27 protein-coding genes are annotated in these 14,552 nt (G+C 67.0%); 3 read left to right on the top strand and 24 right to left on the bottom strand.

What is annotated here, in order from left to right; all coding sequences use genetic code 11:
• Positions 1–28 precede the first annotated feature (28 nt).
• From AC4LGL_RS33540 to AC4LGL_RS33605, 14 genes are all read right to left on the bottom strand, one after another.
• On the bottom strand, positions 29–1,291 hold the full coding sequence (locus AC4LGL_RS33540; RefSeq protein WP_491842544.1) for a head maturation protease, ClpP-related: 1,263 nt from the start codon (positions 1,289–1,291) through the stop codon (positions 29–31).
• Positions 1,284–2,621: a phage portal protein family protein gene (locus tag AC4LGL_RS33545; RefSeq protein ID WP_491842545.1), complete on the bottom strand. Its 1,338-nt coding sequence runs from the start codon at positions 2,619–2,621 to the stop codon at positions 1,284–1,286. Before AC4LGL_RS33545 ends, AC4LGL_RS33540 begins: the two co-directional genes overlap by 8 nt.
• A gap of 123 nt (positions 2,622–2,744) precedes the next feature.
• On the bottom strand, positions 2,745–4,517 hold the full coding sequence (locus AC4LGL_RS33550; protein ID WP_491842546.1) for a terminase large subunit domain-containing protein: 1,773 nt from the start codon (positions 4,515–4,517) through the stop codon (positions 2,745–2,747).
• Positions 4,518–4,720: 203 nt separating this feature from the next.
• Positions 4,721–5,239 carry a hypothetical protein gene (locus tag AC4LGL_RS33555; protein ID WP_491842547.1) on the bottom strand — a complete coding sequence of 173 codons (519 nt, stop codon included), beginning with the start codon at positions 5,237–5,239 and terminating at the stop codon, positions 4,721–4,723.
• Between the two features lie 161 nt (positions 5,240–5,400).
• Positions 5,401–5,730 (bottom strand): HNH endonuclease, encoded by a 330-nt coding sequence (locus tag AC4LGL_RS33560; protein ID WP_491842548.1) that lies wholly within the window; start codon positions 5,728–5,730, stop codon positions 5,401–5,403.
• A 190-nt stretch (positions 5,731–5,920) separates the two neighbouring features.
• Positions 5,921–6,343 carry a hypothetical protein gene (locus tag AC4LGL_RS33565; protein ID WP_491842549.1) on the bottom strand — a complete coding sequence of 141 codons (423 nt, stop codon included), beginning with the start codon at positions 6,341–6,343 and terminating at the stop codon, positions 5,921–5,923.
• A complete protein-coding gene (locus tag AC4LGL_RS33570; protein WP_491842550.1) occupies positions 6,340–6,690 on the bottom strand; it encodes a hypothetical protein in 351 nt (116 codons plus the stop codon). Before AC4LGL_RS33570 ends, AC4LGL_RS33565 begins: the two co-directional genes overlap by 4 nt.
• Positions 6,687–7,106 carry a hypothetical protein gene (locus tag AC4LGL_RS33575; RefSeq protein WP_491842551.1) on the bottom strand — a complete coding sequence of 140 codons (420 nt, stop codon included), beginning with the start codon at positions 7,104–7,106 and terminating at the stop codon, positions 6,687–6,689. Before AC4LGL_RS33575 ends, AC4LGL_RS33570 begins: the two co-directional genes overlap by 4 nt.
• The gene (locus tag AC4LGL_RS33580) at positions 7,099–7,569 is read right to left on the bottom strand and encodes an AAA family ATPase (RefSeq protein ID WP_491842552.1); all 471 of its coding nucleotides are present in this window, start codon (positions 7,567–7,569) and stop codon (positions 7,099–7,101) included. Before AC4LGL_RS33580 ends, AC4LGL_RS33575 begins: the two co-directional genes overlap by 8 nt.
• Entirely contained in the window at positions 7,569–7,994 is a 426-nt protein-coding gene (locus AC4LGL_RS33585; protein ID WP_491842553.1) for a hypothetical protein, read from the bottom strand. Before AC4LGL_RS33585 ends, AC4LGL_RS33580 begins: the two co-directional genes overlap by 1 nt.
• Entirely contained in the window at positions 7,991–8,206 is a 216-nt protein-coding gene (locus AC4LGL_RS33590) for a hypothetical protein (RefSeq protein ID WP_491842554.1), read from the bottom strand. Before AC4LGL_RS33590 ends, AC4LGL_RS33585 begins: the two co-directional genes overlap by 4 nt.
• A gap of 19 nt (positions 8,207–8,225) precedes the next feature.
• Complete coding sequence (locus AC4LGL_RS33595) at positions 8,226–8,423, bottom strand: hypothetical protein (RefSeq protein WP_491842555.1); 198 nt, start codon at positions 8,421–8,423, stop codon at positions 8,226–8,228.
• Positions 8,420–8,731, bottom strand: a complete 312-nt coding sequence (locus AC4LGL_RS33600) for a hypothetical protein (RefSeq protein WP_491842556.1) — start codon at positions 8,729–8,731, stop codon at positions 8,420–8,422. Before AC4LGL_RS33600 ends, AC4LGL_RS33595 begins: the two co-directional genes overlap by 4 nt.
• A gap of 19 nt (positions 8,732–8,750) precedes the next feature.
• Complete coding sequence (locus AC4LGL_RS33605; protein ID WP_491842557.1) at positions 8,751–9,137, bottom strand: hypothetical protein; 387 nt, start codon at positions 9,135–9,137, stop codon at positions 8,751–8,753.
• 100 nt (positions 9,138–9,237) lie between these two features.
• On the opposite strand from AC4LGL_RS33605, the gene AC4LGL_RS33610 reads away from it, so the two are divergent.
• The 3 genes from AC4LGL_RS33610 to AC4LGL_RS33620 are packed head-to-tail and all read left to right on the top strand — an operon-like array spanning position 9,238 to position 10,066.
• On the top strand, positions 9,238–9,468 hold the full coding sequence (locus AC4LGL_RS33610) for a hypothetical protein (protein ID WP_491842558.1): 231 nt from the start codon (positions 9,238–9,240) through the stop codon (positions 9,466–9,468).
• 14 nt (positions 9,469–9,482) lie between these two features.
• Positions 9,483–9,740 carry a hypothetical protein gene (locus tag AC4LGL_RS33615; RefSeq protein WP_491842559.1) on the top strand — a complete coding sequence of 86 codons (258 nt, stop codon included), beginning with the start codon at positions 9,483–9,485 and terminating at the stop codon, positions 9,738–9,740.
• Complete coding sequence (locus AC4LGL_RS33620) at positions 9,737–10,066, top strand: hypothetical protein (RefSeq protein WP_491842560.1); 330 nt, start codon at positions 9,737–9,739, stop codon at positions 10,064–10,066. Before AC4LGL_RS33615 ends, AC4LGL_RS33620 begins: the two co-directional genes overlap by 4 nt.
• 1 nt (position 10,067) lies before the next feature.
• Here AC4LGL_RS33620 and AC4LGL_RS33625 read toward each other — a convergent pair whose 3' ends face one another.
• From AC4LGL_RS33625 to AC4LGL_RS33670, 10 genes are all read right to left on the bottom strand, one after another.
• Positions 10,068–10,280: a hypothetical protein gene (locus AC4LGL_RS33625; protein ID WP_491842561.1), complete on the bottom strand. Its 213-nt coding sequence runs from the start codon at positions 10,278–10,280 to the stop codon at positions 10,068–10,070.
• Positions 10,277–10,474 carry a hypothetical protein gene (locus AC4LGL_RS33630; RefSeq protein WP_491842562.1) on the bottom strand — a complete coding sequence of 66 codons (198 nt, stop codon included), beginning with the start codon at positions 10,472–10,474 and terminating at the stop codon, positions 10,277–10,279. The genes AC4LGL_RS33625 and AC4LGL_RS33630 overlap by 4 nt, the downstream gene beginning before the upstream one ends.
• The gene (locus AC4LGL_RS33635) at positions 10,471–10,629 is read right to left on the bottom strand and encodes a hypothetical protein (protein ID WP_491842563.1); all 159 of its coding nucleotides are present in this window, start codon (positions 10,627–10,629) and stop codon (positions 10,471–10,473) included. The genes AC4LGL_RS33630 and AC4LGL_RS33635 overlap by 4 nt, the downstream gene beginning before the upstream one ends.
• Positions 10,626–10,829 carry a hypothetical protein gene (locus AC4LGL_RS33640; RefSeq protein WP_491842564.1) on the bottom strand — a complete coding sequence of 68 codons (204 nt, stop codon included), beginning with the start codon at positions 10,827–10,829 and terminating at the stop codon, positions 10,626–10,628. The genes AC4LGL_RS33635 and AC4LGL_RS33640 overlap by 4 nt, the downstream gene beginning before the upstream one ends.
• Complete coding sequence (locus AC4LGL_RS33645) at positions 10,826–12,214, bottom strand: hypothetical protein (RefSeq protein ID WP_491842565.1); 1,389 nt, start codon at positions 12,212–12,214, stop codon at positions 10,826–10,828. Before AC4LGL_RS33645 ends, AC4LGL_RS33640 begins: the two co-directional genes overlap by 4 nt.
• 151 nt (positions 12,215–12,365) lie before the next feature.
• Positions 12,366–12,524, bottom strand: a complete 159-nt coding sequence (locus tag AC4LGL_RS33650) for a hypothetical protein (RefSeq protein WP_491842566.1) — start codon at positions 12,522–12,524, stop codon at positions 12,366–12,368.
• On the bottom strand, positions 12,521–12,868 hold the full coding sequence (locus tag AC4LGL_RS33655; RefSeq protein WP_491842567.1) for a hypothetical protein: 348 nt from the start codon (positions 12,866–12,868) through the stop codon (positions 12,521–12,523). Before AC4LGL_RS33655 ends, AC4LGL_RS33650 begins: the two co-directional genes overlap by 4 nt.
• 159 nt (positions 12,869–13,027) lie before the next feature.
• Positions 13,028–13,720 (bottom strand): hypothetical protein, encoded by a 693-nt coding sequence (locus AC4LGL_RS33660; protein ID WP_491842568.1) that lies wholly within the window; start codon positions 13,718–13,720, stop codon positions 13,028–13,030.
• Positions 13,717–14,271 (bottom strand): DnaJ-like cysteine-rich domain-containing protein, encoded by a 555-nt coding sequence (locus AC4LGL_RS33665; protein ID WP_491842569.1) that lies wholly within the window; start codon positions 14,269–14,271, stop codon positions 13,717–13,719. The genes AC4LGL_RS33660 and AC4LGL_RS33665 overlap by 4 nt, the downstream gene beginning before the upstream one ends.
• Entirely contained in the window at positions 14,268–14,420 is a 153-nt protein-coding gene (locus tag AC4LGL_RS33670; RefSeq protein ID WP_491842570.1) for a hypothetical protein, read from the bottom strand. Before AC4LGL_RS33670 ends, AC4LGL_RS33665 begins: the two co-directional genes overlap by 4 nt.
• Positions 14,421–14,552: the final 132 nt, after the last annotated feature.

Consider the following 14,552-nt stretch of genomic DNA (forward strand, 5'->3'; position numbering starts at 1 on the left):
CCTCCTCAGAATTCCGGTGCGTGGGCCGCTACTCGACCGACCACGCCTTGTACGTGGGGTTCTCGGTGACGTCGCCGCCCTGGTCCCCACCGGCGAATGCCGTCGGTTCGAGGGCGTGCCCGAGCTCGTTCATCGGCACCGCGGTGTATGCCGGGATGCCAGCGAGCAGCTGGGTGGTTCCGACCTCGTCGGCCCGCATGAGCGTCACGAAATGCTCTTTGCGGGCTGGCGTGATCTTGCCGAGGCTGATCGCGGCGTCGACCGCGGCGGTGATGCGCTGAGTTTCCATCTGCGCGTGCGCCTTTGCGCCGAGCGACGAGTTGCGCTGCATCTCGGCGAGCGTGCCGGGATCGATCACGCTCAGGCCGAGCTTGGCGGCCGCGGCAGCCAGCTCTGCGACCTGGCCCTCGTCGACGTTGTCGGGCGTACCGTCGCCGTCGCTACCGTCGCCGTCGTCGCCGTCACCACCGTCGGTTTCGACTTCGCCGAGCTTGGCGAGAACTTCCTCCTCGGTCGCGTCCTCCCCGAGCCCGAGGCGCTCGGCGACCTTCTTGCTGATTGCAGGCACTTTGGCCTCCTCCTTGGGTTCGGGGTCTAACGACCCGTCCTCTACCCGCGCCGATGGCGACGGGGCGGCCTGACGGCCCGCGTACTTGAACATCGCGGAGGCCTTGGCGATCGACGCGGCTGCGGCGGCCTCGACCTCCTCGCGCTTACCGCTTTCGTCGATCTCGGTGGCGAGGCCGGCCGATTTCGCCTCCTCGGCCGAATACCAGGTCTCGCGCTTCATGGCGCGCGCCCATTCGGTCGACTCGCCGCCGGCGCGGTCGGCGTAGAACTCGGCCATCGAGCCGTTGAGCTTCTGCAGCGTCTTGCCGGCGTCGATCAGCTCCTCGGCGGTCGCGCTGTAGAGACCGCCTCGAGCGTTGTGCAGCATCATCTGGCCGTACTTGCTGATCACGACGTCGTCACCGGCCAACGCGATCAGCGAGGCCGCGCTGGCGGCCAGGCCGTCGACGTGGGTGGTCGTCTTGCCCGGATGCCGCATGATCGCGTTCGCCAGCGTCAGCCCGTCCCACGCGGCACCGCCGGGGCTGTTGATCCGCACGTCGAGCTCGGCGTCGTCGTCGAGCGCCTCGATCTCGTGCACCAGCTCGTTGACGTCGACCCCGCCGAAAAACAGGTCCGCGCCGATCACGTCGTAGATGTGCAGCGTGGTGCGCTTGGTTTCCTTGTCGCCGTCGGCTTTTGCGGCGACGAGCTTGTACCACTGGCGCTTGCTGTCAGCCATCGCTGTCCTCCTCGTTGTCGTCGGTGACCGGCGCGCTGGACTGCGACGGCCCGGCCGGCAACGCTGCGGGCTTGTCGACCGGCGGCTCGGCGTCCGGGTCGTCCTCGTCGGGCTTGGCGGGCAGGTCGAGCAGCTGGCGCAGCGCCCGCTCGATCCGCAGATCGGGGGCCAGCAGACCGGCCTCGACGAGCATCTTGAGCGAGGCCGCGGTGGCGTCCTGCTGAGATCCGATCGGCGAGAACACGATCCGCGGGCAACGCGTGTCGGGCCCAAAGTTGATATCGATCAGGTCCTCGATGATGTGGGCCTGCACGACCTCGGCGTAAGACAGCGCCGCAGCGTTGAGCGCCTGGACGAACGGCCGCTCTTGCACCGAGGCGAGCGCGAAACTGCCGCCTCGGTCGAGGTTGAGGAAATGCGCCAGGCCCGACAGCGCGATGGCCTTGTCGTGGTACTCGATCGAGGCCCGGATATCGGGCAGGTTGCCCTGCACGCCGAGCAGGGTGAGCGATTGGCCGGCGGCCAGGCCGACACCGGAGTGCAGGCCGCCGCGGAACCCGCTCGCGATCCGCTGCATGGCCTTGACCTCGGCCGGGTCGTTCGGCTTGCTGGCGGTACCGACCGGCACACCCATACCGTTGCGCCGGGCCACCGCGACCTCGATGCGGAGCAGCTCGTTCTTAAGCAGCCAGTGCTTGTAGCTCGACCGCAGCACCGACCGGCCCTGCCAGAATCCGGGCCGCTTGTTGCGGGAGTACACCACGAGCCGGTTGATCGGAATGTCGAGCGGGCTGATGCCGTACACGACCTTTTTCGTTGCGGCCGGCGCGAACTGGGTGATCGAGTCGAGCCCACCGTCGAGGGCGACGTTGAAATTCTGGATCGTCCACTGCGGCCGCGGCCCGAGCTTGCGCAGCACCACCCGGCCGTCGGCCTCGCGGCGATAGACCTGCTCGAACACCGCGTGCCCGAACTGGGGGACCGGGCTGGCCACCTCCCGCAGGTGCGCCAGGAACGAGAACCGGCCCTTGCTGCGGCCGCCGTCGTCGACGTTGTCCTCGCCGACCACCGGAACCCGCAGGCACCGCGAGATCAGCTGCACTGCCGCGGTTGGCGCACCGTTGGGGTCGATGCGCCACTTTGCCGAAACGATCGGCAGCGACATCGATTCGAGCAGCGACGTGACCCGCGAATCGTCGTTGTCCATATCGAGGAACACCGACACGGCCTCGGGCCACTGCAGCTGGGGCACCTGCTCGAACGGGTCCCACGCAAGCCACGCGTTGCTGCTGCTCGACCCGTTGACGTAGCCCCGCTCGCCAAGGGGCATCGCGGTTTCCACGCGGGCCGTGTTCGTTGGCCGGCGCAATCCGGGAGTGGAGTGCCCGGCCAGCCGCCGAGCGGTAACCGCCCGCGGCTGAATTACAACCGTGTCATTCGCACCCATCGGTGCTTAGGTTGTCAGGTCCCAATCCGCAAAGTGGCTACTTGTCGCCTCGAATTGTTCGAGGTAACCACTGTGGTCTGACACCAGTTCGTCGACGTCACTGCCGTCAGCACCCACCGGGAGCGCCGCCGGGGTGTCCTCCTCGGCAAATTCGAGCACACCCCACAGCGCCAACATGAACGCGACGACCTGGGCGACCGAGCCCTCTTTGGTGTCGATCACCCGGTCACCGCGCGGCAGCTCACGCATCGCGAACTGCTCAAGTCCCTCGCGGATGATCGGCTGATCGGTGTGGCAGATATCGCCGGAAAATGCGTGGTCGATGAACGACGACGACGCGATCGAGAACTCGTTGAGCGAGGTGACCCGCAGGTCGAACCCGAGTCGGCGCATCACCGGCACGAGATCGACACCGGGATCGTGGCCCTCGATGATGATCTCGACCGGGTCGAACTTCTGAATGCAGGTCAGCAGGTAGCGGGCGGCCTGGCCGATGTTCATCTCGGCGTACTTGCCGAGCTCTAGTGCCACCTCGCCGTGAATCGTGCGCTGGCCGGCGGCGAACGCCCACCGCTTGAGGTCCTGGGTGCGCGACACCGCGATCACGATCTGCCCGGCGAGGACAGCATCGGTGCGTGTGAGCGGCACCCAAACCTCCTCGATCGGGATGATCGGCTCGCGGCTCGTCTCGGTTGCCGGCCATTCGCCCCACCCGAGGTAATCCGCCTCCCACAGTGCGATGCCCGCCGCGTTGATGCACAGCACCTTGCGAATCGAGTCAATATCGCGGTCCTTCGAGATGACACCATGCGACGGCGACGCCAGCCGCCACATCTCCCGGTCGAGGCGCAGCTCGGCGCGCTTGCGCTCATCCTTCGGTGGGTCGGGTGCGGAGAACTCACTGAACAGCAGCTCGGGATCACCGACCTCGGGATTCTTGTGGCCCTTGAGCCCGAGCTCGCGGACACCAGCGAATATCGAGCAGAACGCGTGAATCGAGGCCACCGGCGCGGTCGAGGTGTAGATCGTCTGAGCGTTCGGGCTGGCGATCTGCGCACCGGTGAGCGCGGCGACCTCGGCCTCGGTGAGGTTGTAGGCCTCGTCGAACACGACCAGGTCGATCTGATCGAGACCACGACCGAGATCGGTTGAGCGGACACCACACCGCAGGTGGGCAATCTTGCCGTTGCGGGCCCGCACGGTGATATCGCCGCGGCCCTGCTTGCCGCCAGTCTTGGAGATGAGCCGCGCGGCCAGGCTCGGCCGGCTCTCGATGATCGAGACCACGCGGGCGAACACCGCATCGGCGGTCTGTCCTCGCTGCGCCGAATAGACGGCGGTCTCGCCGAGGTAGAACAGGCCGTACAGAATCCGCGCGACCATGATCCACGTCTTGCCCTGCTGGCGAGTGCAGACCAGGCAGACGAGGCGGTGCAGCCACAGCCCGTCCTCGTTGCGCAACATGGTGTCGCGCAAGCTGTCCCACTGCCACGGCAAACAGCGCGAGGCCGTGACGCGACTGGTGAACTTCGCGGCCTTGATCGAGTCGGTGTCGTCGGCGACGTCACGCTCGGGGTGGGCCCAGTAGAACCGCGGTGCCTGCGGCCCGTCGAGCCTCGGCCACTCGCCGACCCACGGTGGCGGCCCGGTCTGATCGTTGCGATTGGCCGGCGCGCCGCGACCAGCGGTTTTACTCGTTTTGCCCGGTCCGGACGAGGCCTTGCGCTCGGCGACCTGCGGTTTCTTGCGTGCCCGGCGCGGGGCGGCATCAGTCGTCACGGTGGCACCTCTCGGTGTGCCGGGACAGCCCGCGGACCGCCGTGGCAAACCGTTTCACGTACCGACCCGACTCCGGGCACGTCACAACGGGGCAATGCCACTTGAACTCGACCCCACTGCGGAACGTGTACCGCGTGATGGTGCCGGGAAACGCGACGACGTTGCCCTCGCCTGGTCTCGGGACAATGCGCGGCGCGCGTGAGTCAGAGGTTGAGGTCGTCATCGTCGTCTGAACCTTCGCCGGGTGGTGGAGGTGGGAGCGTGGCGCGCTGTCGAGCGATATCGGACAGCAGCGAACCGAACAGTTTCGCCTGCTGGCGCTCCTCGCCGACGGTGTCGCGCAGCGTCAGCGAGACCTCGACGTAGAACGCCTTGCGATCACCGCTCGGCGTCTCCTGGGCCAAGATCCGGCCGAGGTCGAGCGTCGCCAGGGCGTCAGCGTCGCCGCGGTTGATCCGGTCGAGCGTTTCGAGGCGATCGGCCACTCGGCACACCTGCTCGACGAGCAGCTTGATCCCGCCGGGGTCCGTATCGCGCCACAGATCGGCCCTCAGATGCGCGCCAGCGGTCGGTTTCCACCGCTTTGCTGCCCGTGCGCGGCTGTTGGTGGCCGAAACACGCCCTCGCGCAACCGATTTCGCCGCCTTTTTGACCGGTGTTTTCCCTTGCGCAGCAACGGTTTTCGCGGCGGGTGGACTGCTCGCGCTCGACTTGGCCGCCAACTAGGCCACCTCCCTCTGGACGAAAAACGAGGTCGGCTCGAAAAAAAAACTGACTACCGCGCCGGCAGTCAGGCCACCCCGCCCCCGGAACTTTTCGGGGGGTGGGGGGCTCGTCGCCGCGTCGCCGCAGGTCAGAGGCATTGAGACGGTGAACGTGCAGGTCAGGGGCTCACTCTGTGGCACGGTTCGCCGACCTCCTGGTCCGTCCACTCGACGTTGCCCTCGTCGTCGAGCAGCACAGGCTCGTGAGCACCGAGGTAGCGCGACCACCGCAGCACGGGCACGTCGCTGGGCTCGACGCCACGTCGAATCGAGTAGCCGTTCGCTTTGGCCCAACGAGGATGGATGGTGATGCGACCGTGACAGCCCGTTGTGCCCGAGCCGCACACCAGCAGCAGGTTGGCCAGTGTTCCTCTGCCGCCTTGGCTTGCGTTCACTCGATGGTGTGCGTTGTTCGCACCGTGCTTGCCGCATACCTCGCAACAGTGCATTGCTCGCTCGTGTAGGTCACGCCGCACCGATGGTGATACCTGAGTGAGGGTCACGGTGTGAGGCGCTCCCGGATGCGTAACCAGGCAGGGCTGTGGTGCACGCACACTGGGCTGGTCTGGCCTCGCTTACAGCTGCATGGTGGAACGTCGGTCATCAGCCCTGCGTCCACCAGGACGCTCGGCCCCGTAGTCACTGGTCCCTCGCGAGGGGGTCGGTATCCAGTGCTCGTAGGACTCGTTGAGCTGTTGCTTTCGCGCTCGTGTATCGACCACGGTCGGCTGTGGCTACTACCTCATCTGCGACGGCTCGGGCCTGGTTGAGCGCCTCCTGTAGCGCACCTGCCTGGATAGCGAGACGCACTGATACCTGGGCGCGGAGCTCGGTCTGCGCGCGCCACTTCTCCACCTCGCCTTGGAGATGCTCGACGAAGCGCAGCAGTGCGGGCACGTCGTCGTGGGCGAGATCGTGCAGCGCGTTGCTGTGCGGCAGTTCATCGCAATCGCACTCGGTGGCGTCGATGTCCTCTAGTCGGTCCCGTATCTGTTGCAGCGATTCGGGGCCGAACAGGCTGTAGTCACTGCACGCGTGTAGCTCGTCGTCGTGGTCACTCACGTTGTGGTTCCTGGTAGCTGGGTTGGGCACAGGCTGGTGTGGCCACCGCCGTAGCTCATGCACTGCGGACACACCTCGGTCTTGGTTGCTGCGCACTCGGGGCAGATATCGGCCCCATTGGGGCGTAGGCGTATCCAGCCGAGGTGGTCGAGGTGGGCGGTGAGTAGGCGGTTGCGGGCCTGGGTGGACAGCAGTGTGTCGGCGAGCAGCTTGAGGCGCAGTGTGGTGACGGTGCAGGCTGCGCAGGTGATCGTCACTCGGTGGGAGAACTGGGCTTTGAGCACCAGGCCTGAGCCGAGCGTGTAGGCGTCGGGGTCGTCAGCGTCGACGAATCGGGGCAGGCTCACCGTCGCCGCCCGTATGCCTCGATGAACTCCTCGATCAGGTCGGTGCGTCGATCCCCCTCGCGATGAGTGTCGACGCAGCCGCGTACCCACTTGTCGGCCTGGCGGGTCCAGCGGCATACGCCCGGTCTGTTGCCCGAGATGCTCACCACCTGGCCGCAGTGTGCGCATTGACCGCCGTTGAGCAGCTTGCGTGCCAACGCCTCAGCGGCCTCGACGGGGCCGGCGCGGTGCTCGACCATGACCTTGCTGCCTCGGTACTCCGCGATTGCATACCAGTCGGCTTGGTCGGCCGGTACGCCCTCCCGGAGGTAGCCGACCTCGAACGCGTGTGCACCAGCTCGTTCGATCAGGTCCAGCGAGGCGTTGAGTGCGTCCTGGTCCCACCAATCGGGTGCGTTGATATCGACGTCAGGCAACGTGGCACCCCCGGTCGGCGATGTAGGCCGCGTGGTCGTGGTACCAGCCGACGATCGCGTTGTGCACGGTGTCGATGCGGCCGGCCTCGGTGGCGCGGTTGATGACGGTGCGGCGGCCGGGGTCGACGACCAGGATGCGTGCGCCCTGGGCGAGGTAGCGGTCGACCTGGTTGCGGTTGGGTACCGCGTGGATCACGTAGGCGTCGAGCTCGGTTGCGACGCCGTTGATGTTCTCGACGACGTAGCGGCTCTGACGGTCGAGGACCTTGCGCACCGCGGCGTCGCGGGCGGCCATCGCGGTGCGCCAGATCAGCGACGACGGCGCGGTGTGGCTGGCGTCGGAGTTGGTCATCGCGGCGACCAGGGCGTCCATGTCCACGATCACGTCCGCTGGATCGGCGTTCGCCTGCACCCACGTCGTTTTGCCGGCGCACGGTGGCCCGGTCACGATGAACACCGTCATCAGATGGTGACCTCGCGCGTTGGTTTCTCGACGGAGATCTCGCCGTCGGTGTCGACGTCGGCGGCAACGAACGTGAGCTCGATCGTGGGCTCCCCGCGCTCGTCGAGCGTGTAGATGAGCGGGCCTGTGATCGCCCACGGGAACGGTCGGTCGCCGAGCCTGGGCGCGGCCCGCATCGGCCAGTCGTGCGAGAACGGCTCGGGGGCGTTGTTGGCGCGGAGGAACGGCACGATGCGCACCGCGATGAGGTAGAGCCCGTTCTCGGTTCGGTGGAACGTGGCACCGTCCTCGGTGATGTGCCAGGGGAACGGTTCACCGTCGACGTCGAACCGGTGCTCGGGCTCATCGCCGGGTGCAAGGGGCCGGCTCGCGGTCGGGCAGTCGCACGGGTGGCGATAGACGACGGTGCGGGCGATCTGAGTCACGGTGTTGCCTCCTGGCAATGCTGGGCGGTGTGGTCGGGCGATGGCCCGCCGGGTGCGTTGCAGGCGTCGCAATCGGGGTCGTAGCCGGTCTCTTTGACCTGCTGCGGTTCCGGTTTTGCGCACGAATTCGAGGGTTGCCGGTCGAGCTCGGCGAGCACGTCGCGGCCGCGCTCGGTGAGCGCGGTCGGGCCTGGCCGTCGTGGTCGATCCACACGTCGTAGGGCGGGGTGCTCATGCGTCGGCCCACCAGGCGAGGCCGTCACGCTCGGCGATCCTGAGCAGGTTGTCGGCGAGGATCACCGCGAGCACCAAGCGGTTCGGGCCGGGCCACGGGCCGGCTAGGTTGCGCGCGACGAGTTCGAGGGCCTTGTCGCGTGTGGGCGGCCGGTAGAGCTCGGACCACGGGATCTCATTGGTGGGGGCGGTCATTGGTAGCGCCTGGTGAGGTAGCGCGGCAGTGGCACCGCCTTGCCGTTCTGGTCGAACAGGTAGGCCGGTTCGCCGAGGCGCACCAGCTCGTCGAACTGGAATAGGCGCAGATCCGTGGTCGGGTCGCTGGTGATCGTGGTGGCGTCGACGTCGCGCACACCCGCGGCGGTTTGTGTCCAGTAGGCGCGGTCGGCGAGGCAGTAGTGCCAGCCACCGGCGTCCTGCCCGAACCACGCGTAGAACGCGCGCCAGTGCGGTCCGTCGCAGTGCCAGATCGCGGTGCGCTCGTCCGGCCCGAGCCGACGCACCCGGCGCGGCTCGATCGCGTCAGGCAGGCCAGGCGAAGTAGACGAGATCGCCGAGGACGTCTCGGGTTTCAGCGTGGGCGTCGAGTGCGGCCTGGCGGGTTGGGTCAAGTGCGGGCCGTTGGTCATCGCGAGATCCGTCTCCTCGTTGCTTGTTGCAGGTGTCGTGCAGGAGACGGTCAGCCGGGTTGCCGCTGGTGCCGTGCGTGGCACGTGAGCGGCTGTGGTCGGCGTGCAGCGGCTTACCGTCCCAGTTCCGCGTGGGATCGCGGAACATCTTGCGGCCGCACCACCAGCACAGGGTGCCGTCAACGTGCCTGAGCAGCAGGCGATCTCGGTGCAGCTGGTGATCCCAGCCGAGACCCTTTTGCGTGGTCGTCTTGGGCGGCCTCGGGGTGGTGTTGGGCACGTAGTGAGTGTGGTGACCCCGACAGACAAGGTGAGGTGGTCGGCACCGATCGTGTAAATGACCCATTGACACGATGGGCGTGTAAACGTATCATTTACGTATGCAGATCGAAGACAGCGCCCGCAAGCACGGCATCAGCGACGACGCCATGCTCCACGCGGTTGCCAACGCGATCCGCGTTATCGAGCAGGAGTACCACGGTGAGATCCGTCAGCTCGTCATCGGTGCCGACTACACCGCGCGCCTGCTCGAAATCGTCGTCGTGACCGATGAGCCCGTGCGCATCATCCACGCCGACGTCCTCCGTCCGAAGTTCTACGACTACCTGTGAAGGGGTGATTACCTATGGCTACCAAGCACACCGATAAGACCGACGTCGAAAACTGGCTCGACAACCTCGAAGTCGACCCGGCCGACGCCCGCGACGCGCGCCACATGCGCCGAATCGCCGCGGCGGCAACCGCACTCACCAACGCCGAGGCCGAACTCAACGCCGCCGTTGCCGAGGCACGCGCGGCCGGCGACACCTGGGCGATGGTCGGCACCGCGCTCGGCGTCAGCCGCCAGGCGGCATACCAGCGATTCGGCAAGGTCGCACCGTGAAACGTGTTGACCTTGCCGATATCGGCGGCGCAGATCTCGGGACCATCATGCGACAGCAGGCCGAGGCGCAGGACGCGGCCAAGTCCGAGGTACTCGTCTACGTGATGAGCGTCGAAATCCCCGCCGAGGGCATCGGATACACCTCGGTTCACCGAACCATCGAGGGCGCACGGCGGAAGCTCGAAACAGTGGTCGATCAGTGGGGGATGCGCGCCGAATACGAGGAGATCACCGCCGGGGCTGTGAGTGACGACGCGTGCATTGCGGCCGGCGAGGAGGGCGACCCCGTCGTGTGGGGAATCAGCAAGCTACCGGTCGAGGAGTGATCTACCGGAGGCCCGCGCTGCTACTGGCGGCCGGGATCAGGAACCGCGGTTCCTCGGCGTCGTGCATCCCGCAGCCGCGCTTGCCTATGTGGGTCCACAGGTCAGCCTCGTGCACGCCGTAGACGACGTGATCGACCTCGAACCGGCGCAGCACGATCGCGTAGTGGCAGACCGCGCAGAGCGTGATCATGCCGAGGCTCAGCCCGTCGTTCACGAGCCGAATGCCGTTCGGCGCAGCTCGATGTACTCGCGCAGCGAGCCGACCTCGTCGAGGCCGACTGAGTGATCGCGGCAGACCGCGTAGCCGGACACGATCGTCTCGGCCTTGCGGGTCTGGTCGCCGATGTTGACGCACACACAGCAGTGCACCGGGTTGAGTTCGCGTGTATCGATCCCTGGCAGTTTCACGATGCCGCCTCGATCACCTGGGCGATGTGAGCGGCGTACTCTTCCCATCCCCACCCGCTGGCGTTGCAATCGTTGGCACCGCAGTCCCATTGGGGACCGCCCCACTCGTAGCTGCATTCGTGCTCGGAGATGATCGCGAGGACGCTAGGAATCACGCTGTGACCTCCTTCTCGACGCGCGCGAGTTCGTCGGGCCTGTAGCTGCGGAACTCGTCGGGCACGCGCTTGGCGGCGTCCGGGTGTTTCGCGTCGGCCTCGACCTTGACCTCGCCGGTGGGGAACACATGGCGCACGCGGTAGACCCGCTTGCCGCGGCCGATGCGCACCAGATCACCGATGCGGTAGCGCTGGCTCATGCCTGCGGCTCGTCTCGGATAGGTCGACGCACGATCGCGTCGGGATCGCCATGTATCCGGCAGCCTGGCGCGGTGTTGGTGCGGGCCATCGAGGCACCCATACCGCGCGGGCATGAGCAACCGGCCTCCATGTCGCGGTGGTTGGCGTGCTCAGCTCGCGCATAGAGGCCCTCGCCGGGCCGATCGCGGAACACGATATGGCACTTGCACTCGACGGTCTCGCCCTCGCCTGCGGTGATCGTCGTTTGGTAGATACCGTGCGGCCCTTGGCTCTCGCCGACCAGCTCGTCGAGGTCGCTCGTATCCGGTGCGGCGTGGCGGCCGGCTGCCTGCTCGGTACTGCTCGGCTTGACGGCCCACGCGTAGCCGCCACCTTGAATGGCGATGCGCTGCAGCGATTCGACGGGCACACCGAGTTCGGCGGCCAGCTCCTCGGGCATCACGTCGGCGTTGTGCACGGTGCCGCCGATCGCCTCGGGTTCCTTGCCGAGCTCCTGGGCGACCTCGGCGCGGGTCTGGCCGGGCAGCATGTCGACGAGCTCCTCGCGGGTGAACTCCTGGCCATAGGCCACCCAATCGCGGCCGTACAGCTGCGGTGGCCCGTCCGGGATCTCGGCCTTGCCGTTGGCCGGCGGCAGCGTGAACCCGTTGCGGGCCTCAGCGCGGGCCCGCATCTCCCGCACCGCGGCGAGCTCCTCCGGTGTGGCGACACGTGCCGGGCCGGTGTAGTCGACCGGCGCATCGGGCCGCGGCTCGAACATGCAGCCGTCGACGTGCGGGGCGGTGATCGGTGTGCCGCAGCACCACTCACGGATTGCAACATCAGGCGTAGAACTTTTACCGCGAATGTTGCAATCGTCGGTCGAGCGTTGCCGCACGACCTCGCGGGCCATGCGGTGAATCCTGGTCACACCGTCTGGTGTCGTGGTGGTGACGCGGGCACCCTCGCGAGCCGTCTGCAGCGCCGATTCGGCCAGCTGATCGTCTGAAAACCATGCGCTGCCAGGCTTGCCGGCAGGTTGAGCCAGGGTGAGCGTGATGCGGGCGTGTGCGCTGAGGGCACCGCGTATCTGGCGGAGCACCTCGACGAGGTAGAGCAGCTGTTGATCGTCGGCCTTGAACGTGGTTTGCGTGCAGAGTTTCTGGCCGAGGGGCTCGTCGTCGAGGGGGATCTCGAACTGGCCGACGTAGAAGCGGCCGGGCCGATTGAGGAATTCGGCGTATTGCTCGGCGTGGGTGACGTCGGGGGTGTCGAGGTTGGCGAGGTCGACGCGTCGGGTTGCGATGTGCGCGCCGGCCTCTCGCCGTTGAGCAGCCTCGAGCGCTCTGGTCGCCTCTGCGACGGTGGGTGGGCGTTTCCGCTTGTCACGCTTGCTTTTTGGCACGTTGGACTCCTGTCGGGTCGTGATCGGGTGGGGTGAGAGTGGAGCGGTGGGCGCAGTAGCGGCCTCGCCTCGACCCGAGGGTCATGGGCCGAACTTGCCGGGCGAGAACAGGCACCGAGGTACATGGGGGTCCGGTTTGACGCCCACCGCGCTACTGACCGTATGCACCGGGCTCACCGGTAGATAGCTGCTCGTCGATCGGCTCGAATTGCGGGCAGCTGCAATACACGTGGCGTTCGTGCACCTCGACGACAGCCACGCACACCGGCTGGTGCTCATCGCGGGAATGACCGCACACGCAGACGCTCATTGCGGGGGCAGCTTGAGGAAGTGCGCCAGGCCGGGATTCGCATAGGCCTGGCCGAGCTCGGAGCGCATCCGTTCGAGGTCGCTGAGCGTGTACCCCGACGGTCGCAGGTAGCCGTTGCCGTGGTCGGCGACCGACCGCAACCACCGCGCTACCTCGACGCGCGGGTTCGGGCCGGCCTCAAGAATGTTGGCGGCCTCGCGCAGCATCTTCGCTGTCGTTTGTGGCCAGCCGATGACCTTGAACCGCACCACGCGGCGGTAATCGGGGTCACGCAGTTTTGCCTCGCGGACCAGCGTCCGCACGGGGTGACGCAAGTCGTAGAACAGGTCTCGGAGTCTGATCACGGGTGGTTTCCTCACTCGGGTCGAATTCGGTGCAGTCGCAACGGGTCATCACGTGGGGCTGAGCGCCTGGCGCGCAGCTGATGCACGCCAGGCACGCACTGCCGGGGCCCCACACTGAGTGTTGCTCGCGCGTATGACCGCATCGGCACAGCTGACCTGTCATTGCGACCAGGCCGCGACGACGGCCGCGGCGAGCCAGCACACGGCGGCCAGCAGCGCCCACACCCGCCAGTCGACCTGCTTGAGCCAGCTGAGGATTGGGTGGAGTGGCTCGATGGTGCTGACGAGCACCGCCTCTTGCTCCCACCACTGTTCCTCGCGGTCGGGGTCGACCCTGATATCGAACGACAGTTCTCGGCCACGGCTTGCCGGGTTGGTTATCCGCGTGTTGTGGAACGTCCCGACTCGAACCATGCCGCGGTGTGGATCGAACCGCCACAGCTGAACTTTGGGTGCCCACAGCGGGATGGTGACGCTGTAGCCGGGCGGCCGTGGACCTCGGGCCAGCGTGAGTATCCGACGGGCGACGAACATCTCGCGTTGGCCGGGGTGCGGCATGATCTCGGGCCAGCACGCACACGACGGCAGCCCGTCGGCCAGGTGCCCGAGATCCATGCAGCCGCAGGGGCCGTCGCCGTGCTCGCGATGACCGCACAGGCCGCAGCGACGGATATCGATCTCGGTCGCATCGCTGGCCTCGCGGTACCGCTGAACGCTGGCGTACGGCCACGGGTGAGTAGCGCAATGGCAGCCGCACAGTTCGCAGATCCCGAACCAATCGTGCGCGCGGCGTTGACTGTGCGAGCACACCGGGCAGTCGCCGCCGAACACCCGCTCGAAACGATCGCTCATCGCGCCACCCGGCCTGTGCCCTGGCAGACCGGGCAGGACAGCCCGTGCGATGCACTGCCACCGAACGGGCCCTCGACGCGGCCGTAGCCGCCGCAGCGCACGCACCGCTCAGCCGGGTCGGGTAGCAGGATCTCGCCGGTTTCAGCGTCGATACCGCCGAGCCTGAGAATGTCCTCGTCGAGGCGCTGGCTGAGCCGGAACCACGACACCAGTGGCACGCATTCGATGGTCCACAGGTCGACGAGCTCGTTGCGGTGCGCGGCAACTGGCAGCCAGAGCAGCTCGGTGGTGCGTTCGATCTTGAGGACCTGGCGGCCAACCATCATCGCGATCGGCTCGATGGACAGGTGGCCCTCTTTGCCGCCCTCGCCGATGAGCGCCAGGCCGCCGAGGGTGGCCTCGGTCGGTGGGGACTCGGGGCCGCCTACGCGGGTGCGGAACGTGACAGGCCGCGAGATCACCTCGGAGGCGATCGTGTAGCCGACCTCCTCCCACGAACCGTTGTTGTTGATGATGCGCACCAGCACGCGGCGCATGTTGCCGTCGCTCACCACGTGACCCCGCAATCGCACTCGTGGACCTGCAGGCCGAGGTGCCCGTCGGGTAGCACGCACACGTGCAGATCACCGCTCTGTTCGCACCAGTCCTCGCCGGGGTCGAACACGTCGTTGGCGACGTCGCCACACTTGCTCTCTGTCACGGTGTTGATCCTCTCCGGTTCTGCCTCTTGCTGGCGCGATCGATCTTGCGTATCGCGGCCTCGAACTTTCGGTCCTGATTGCGCAGGTGGTGCCACGAGCGTTTGCGCTTGAGGTGCTTGCCTTTTTGTCGT

Source organism: Mycolicibacterium arcueilense (assembly GCF_058536225.1).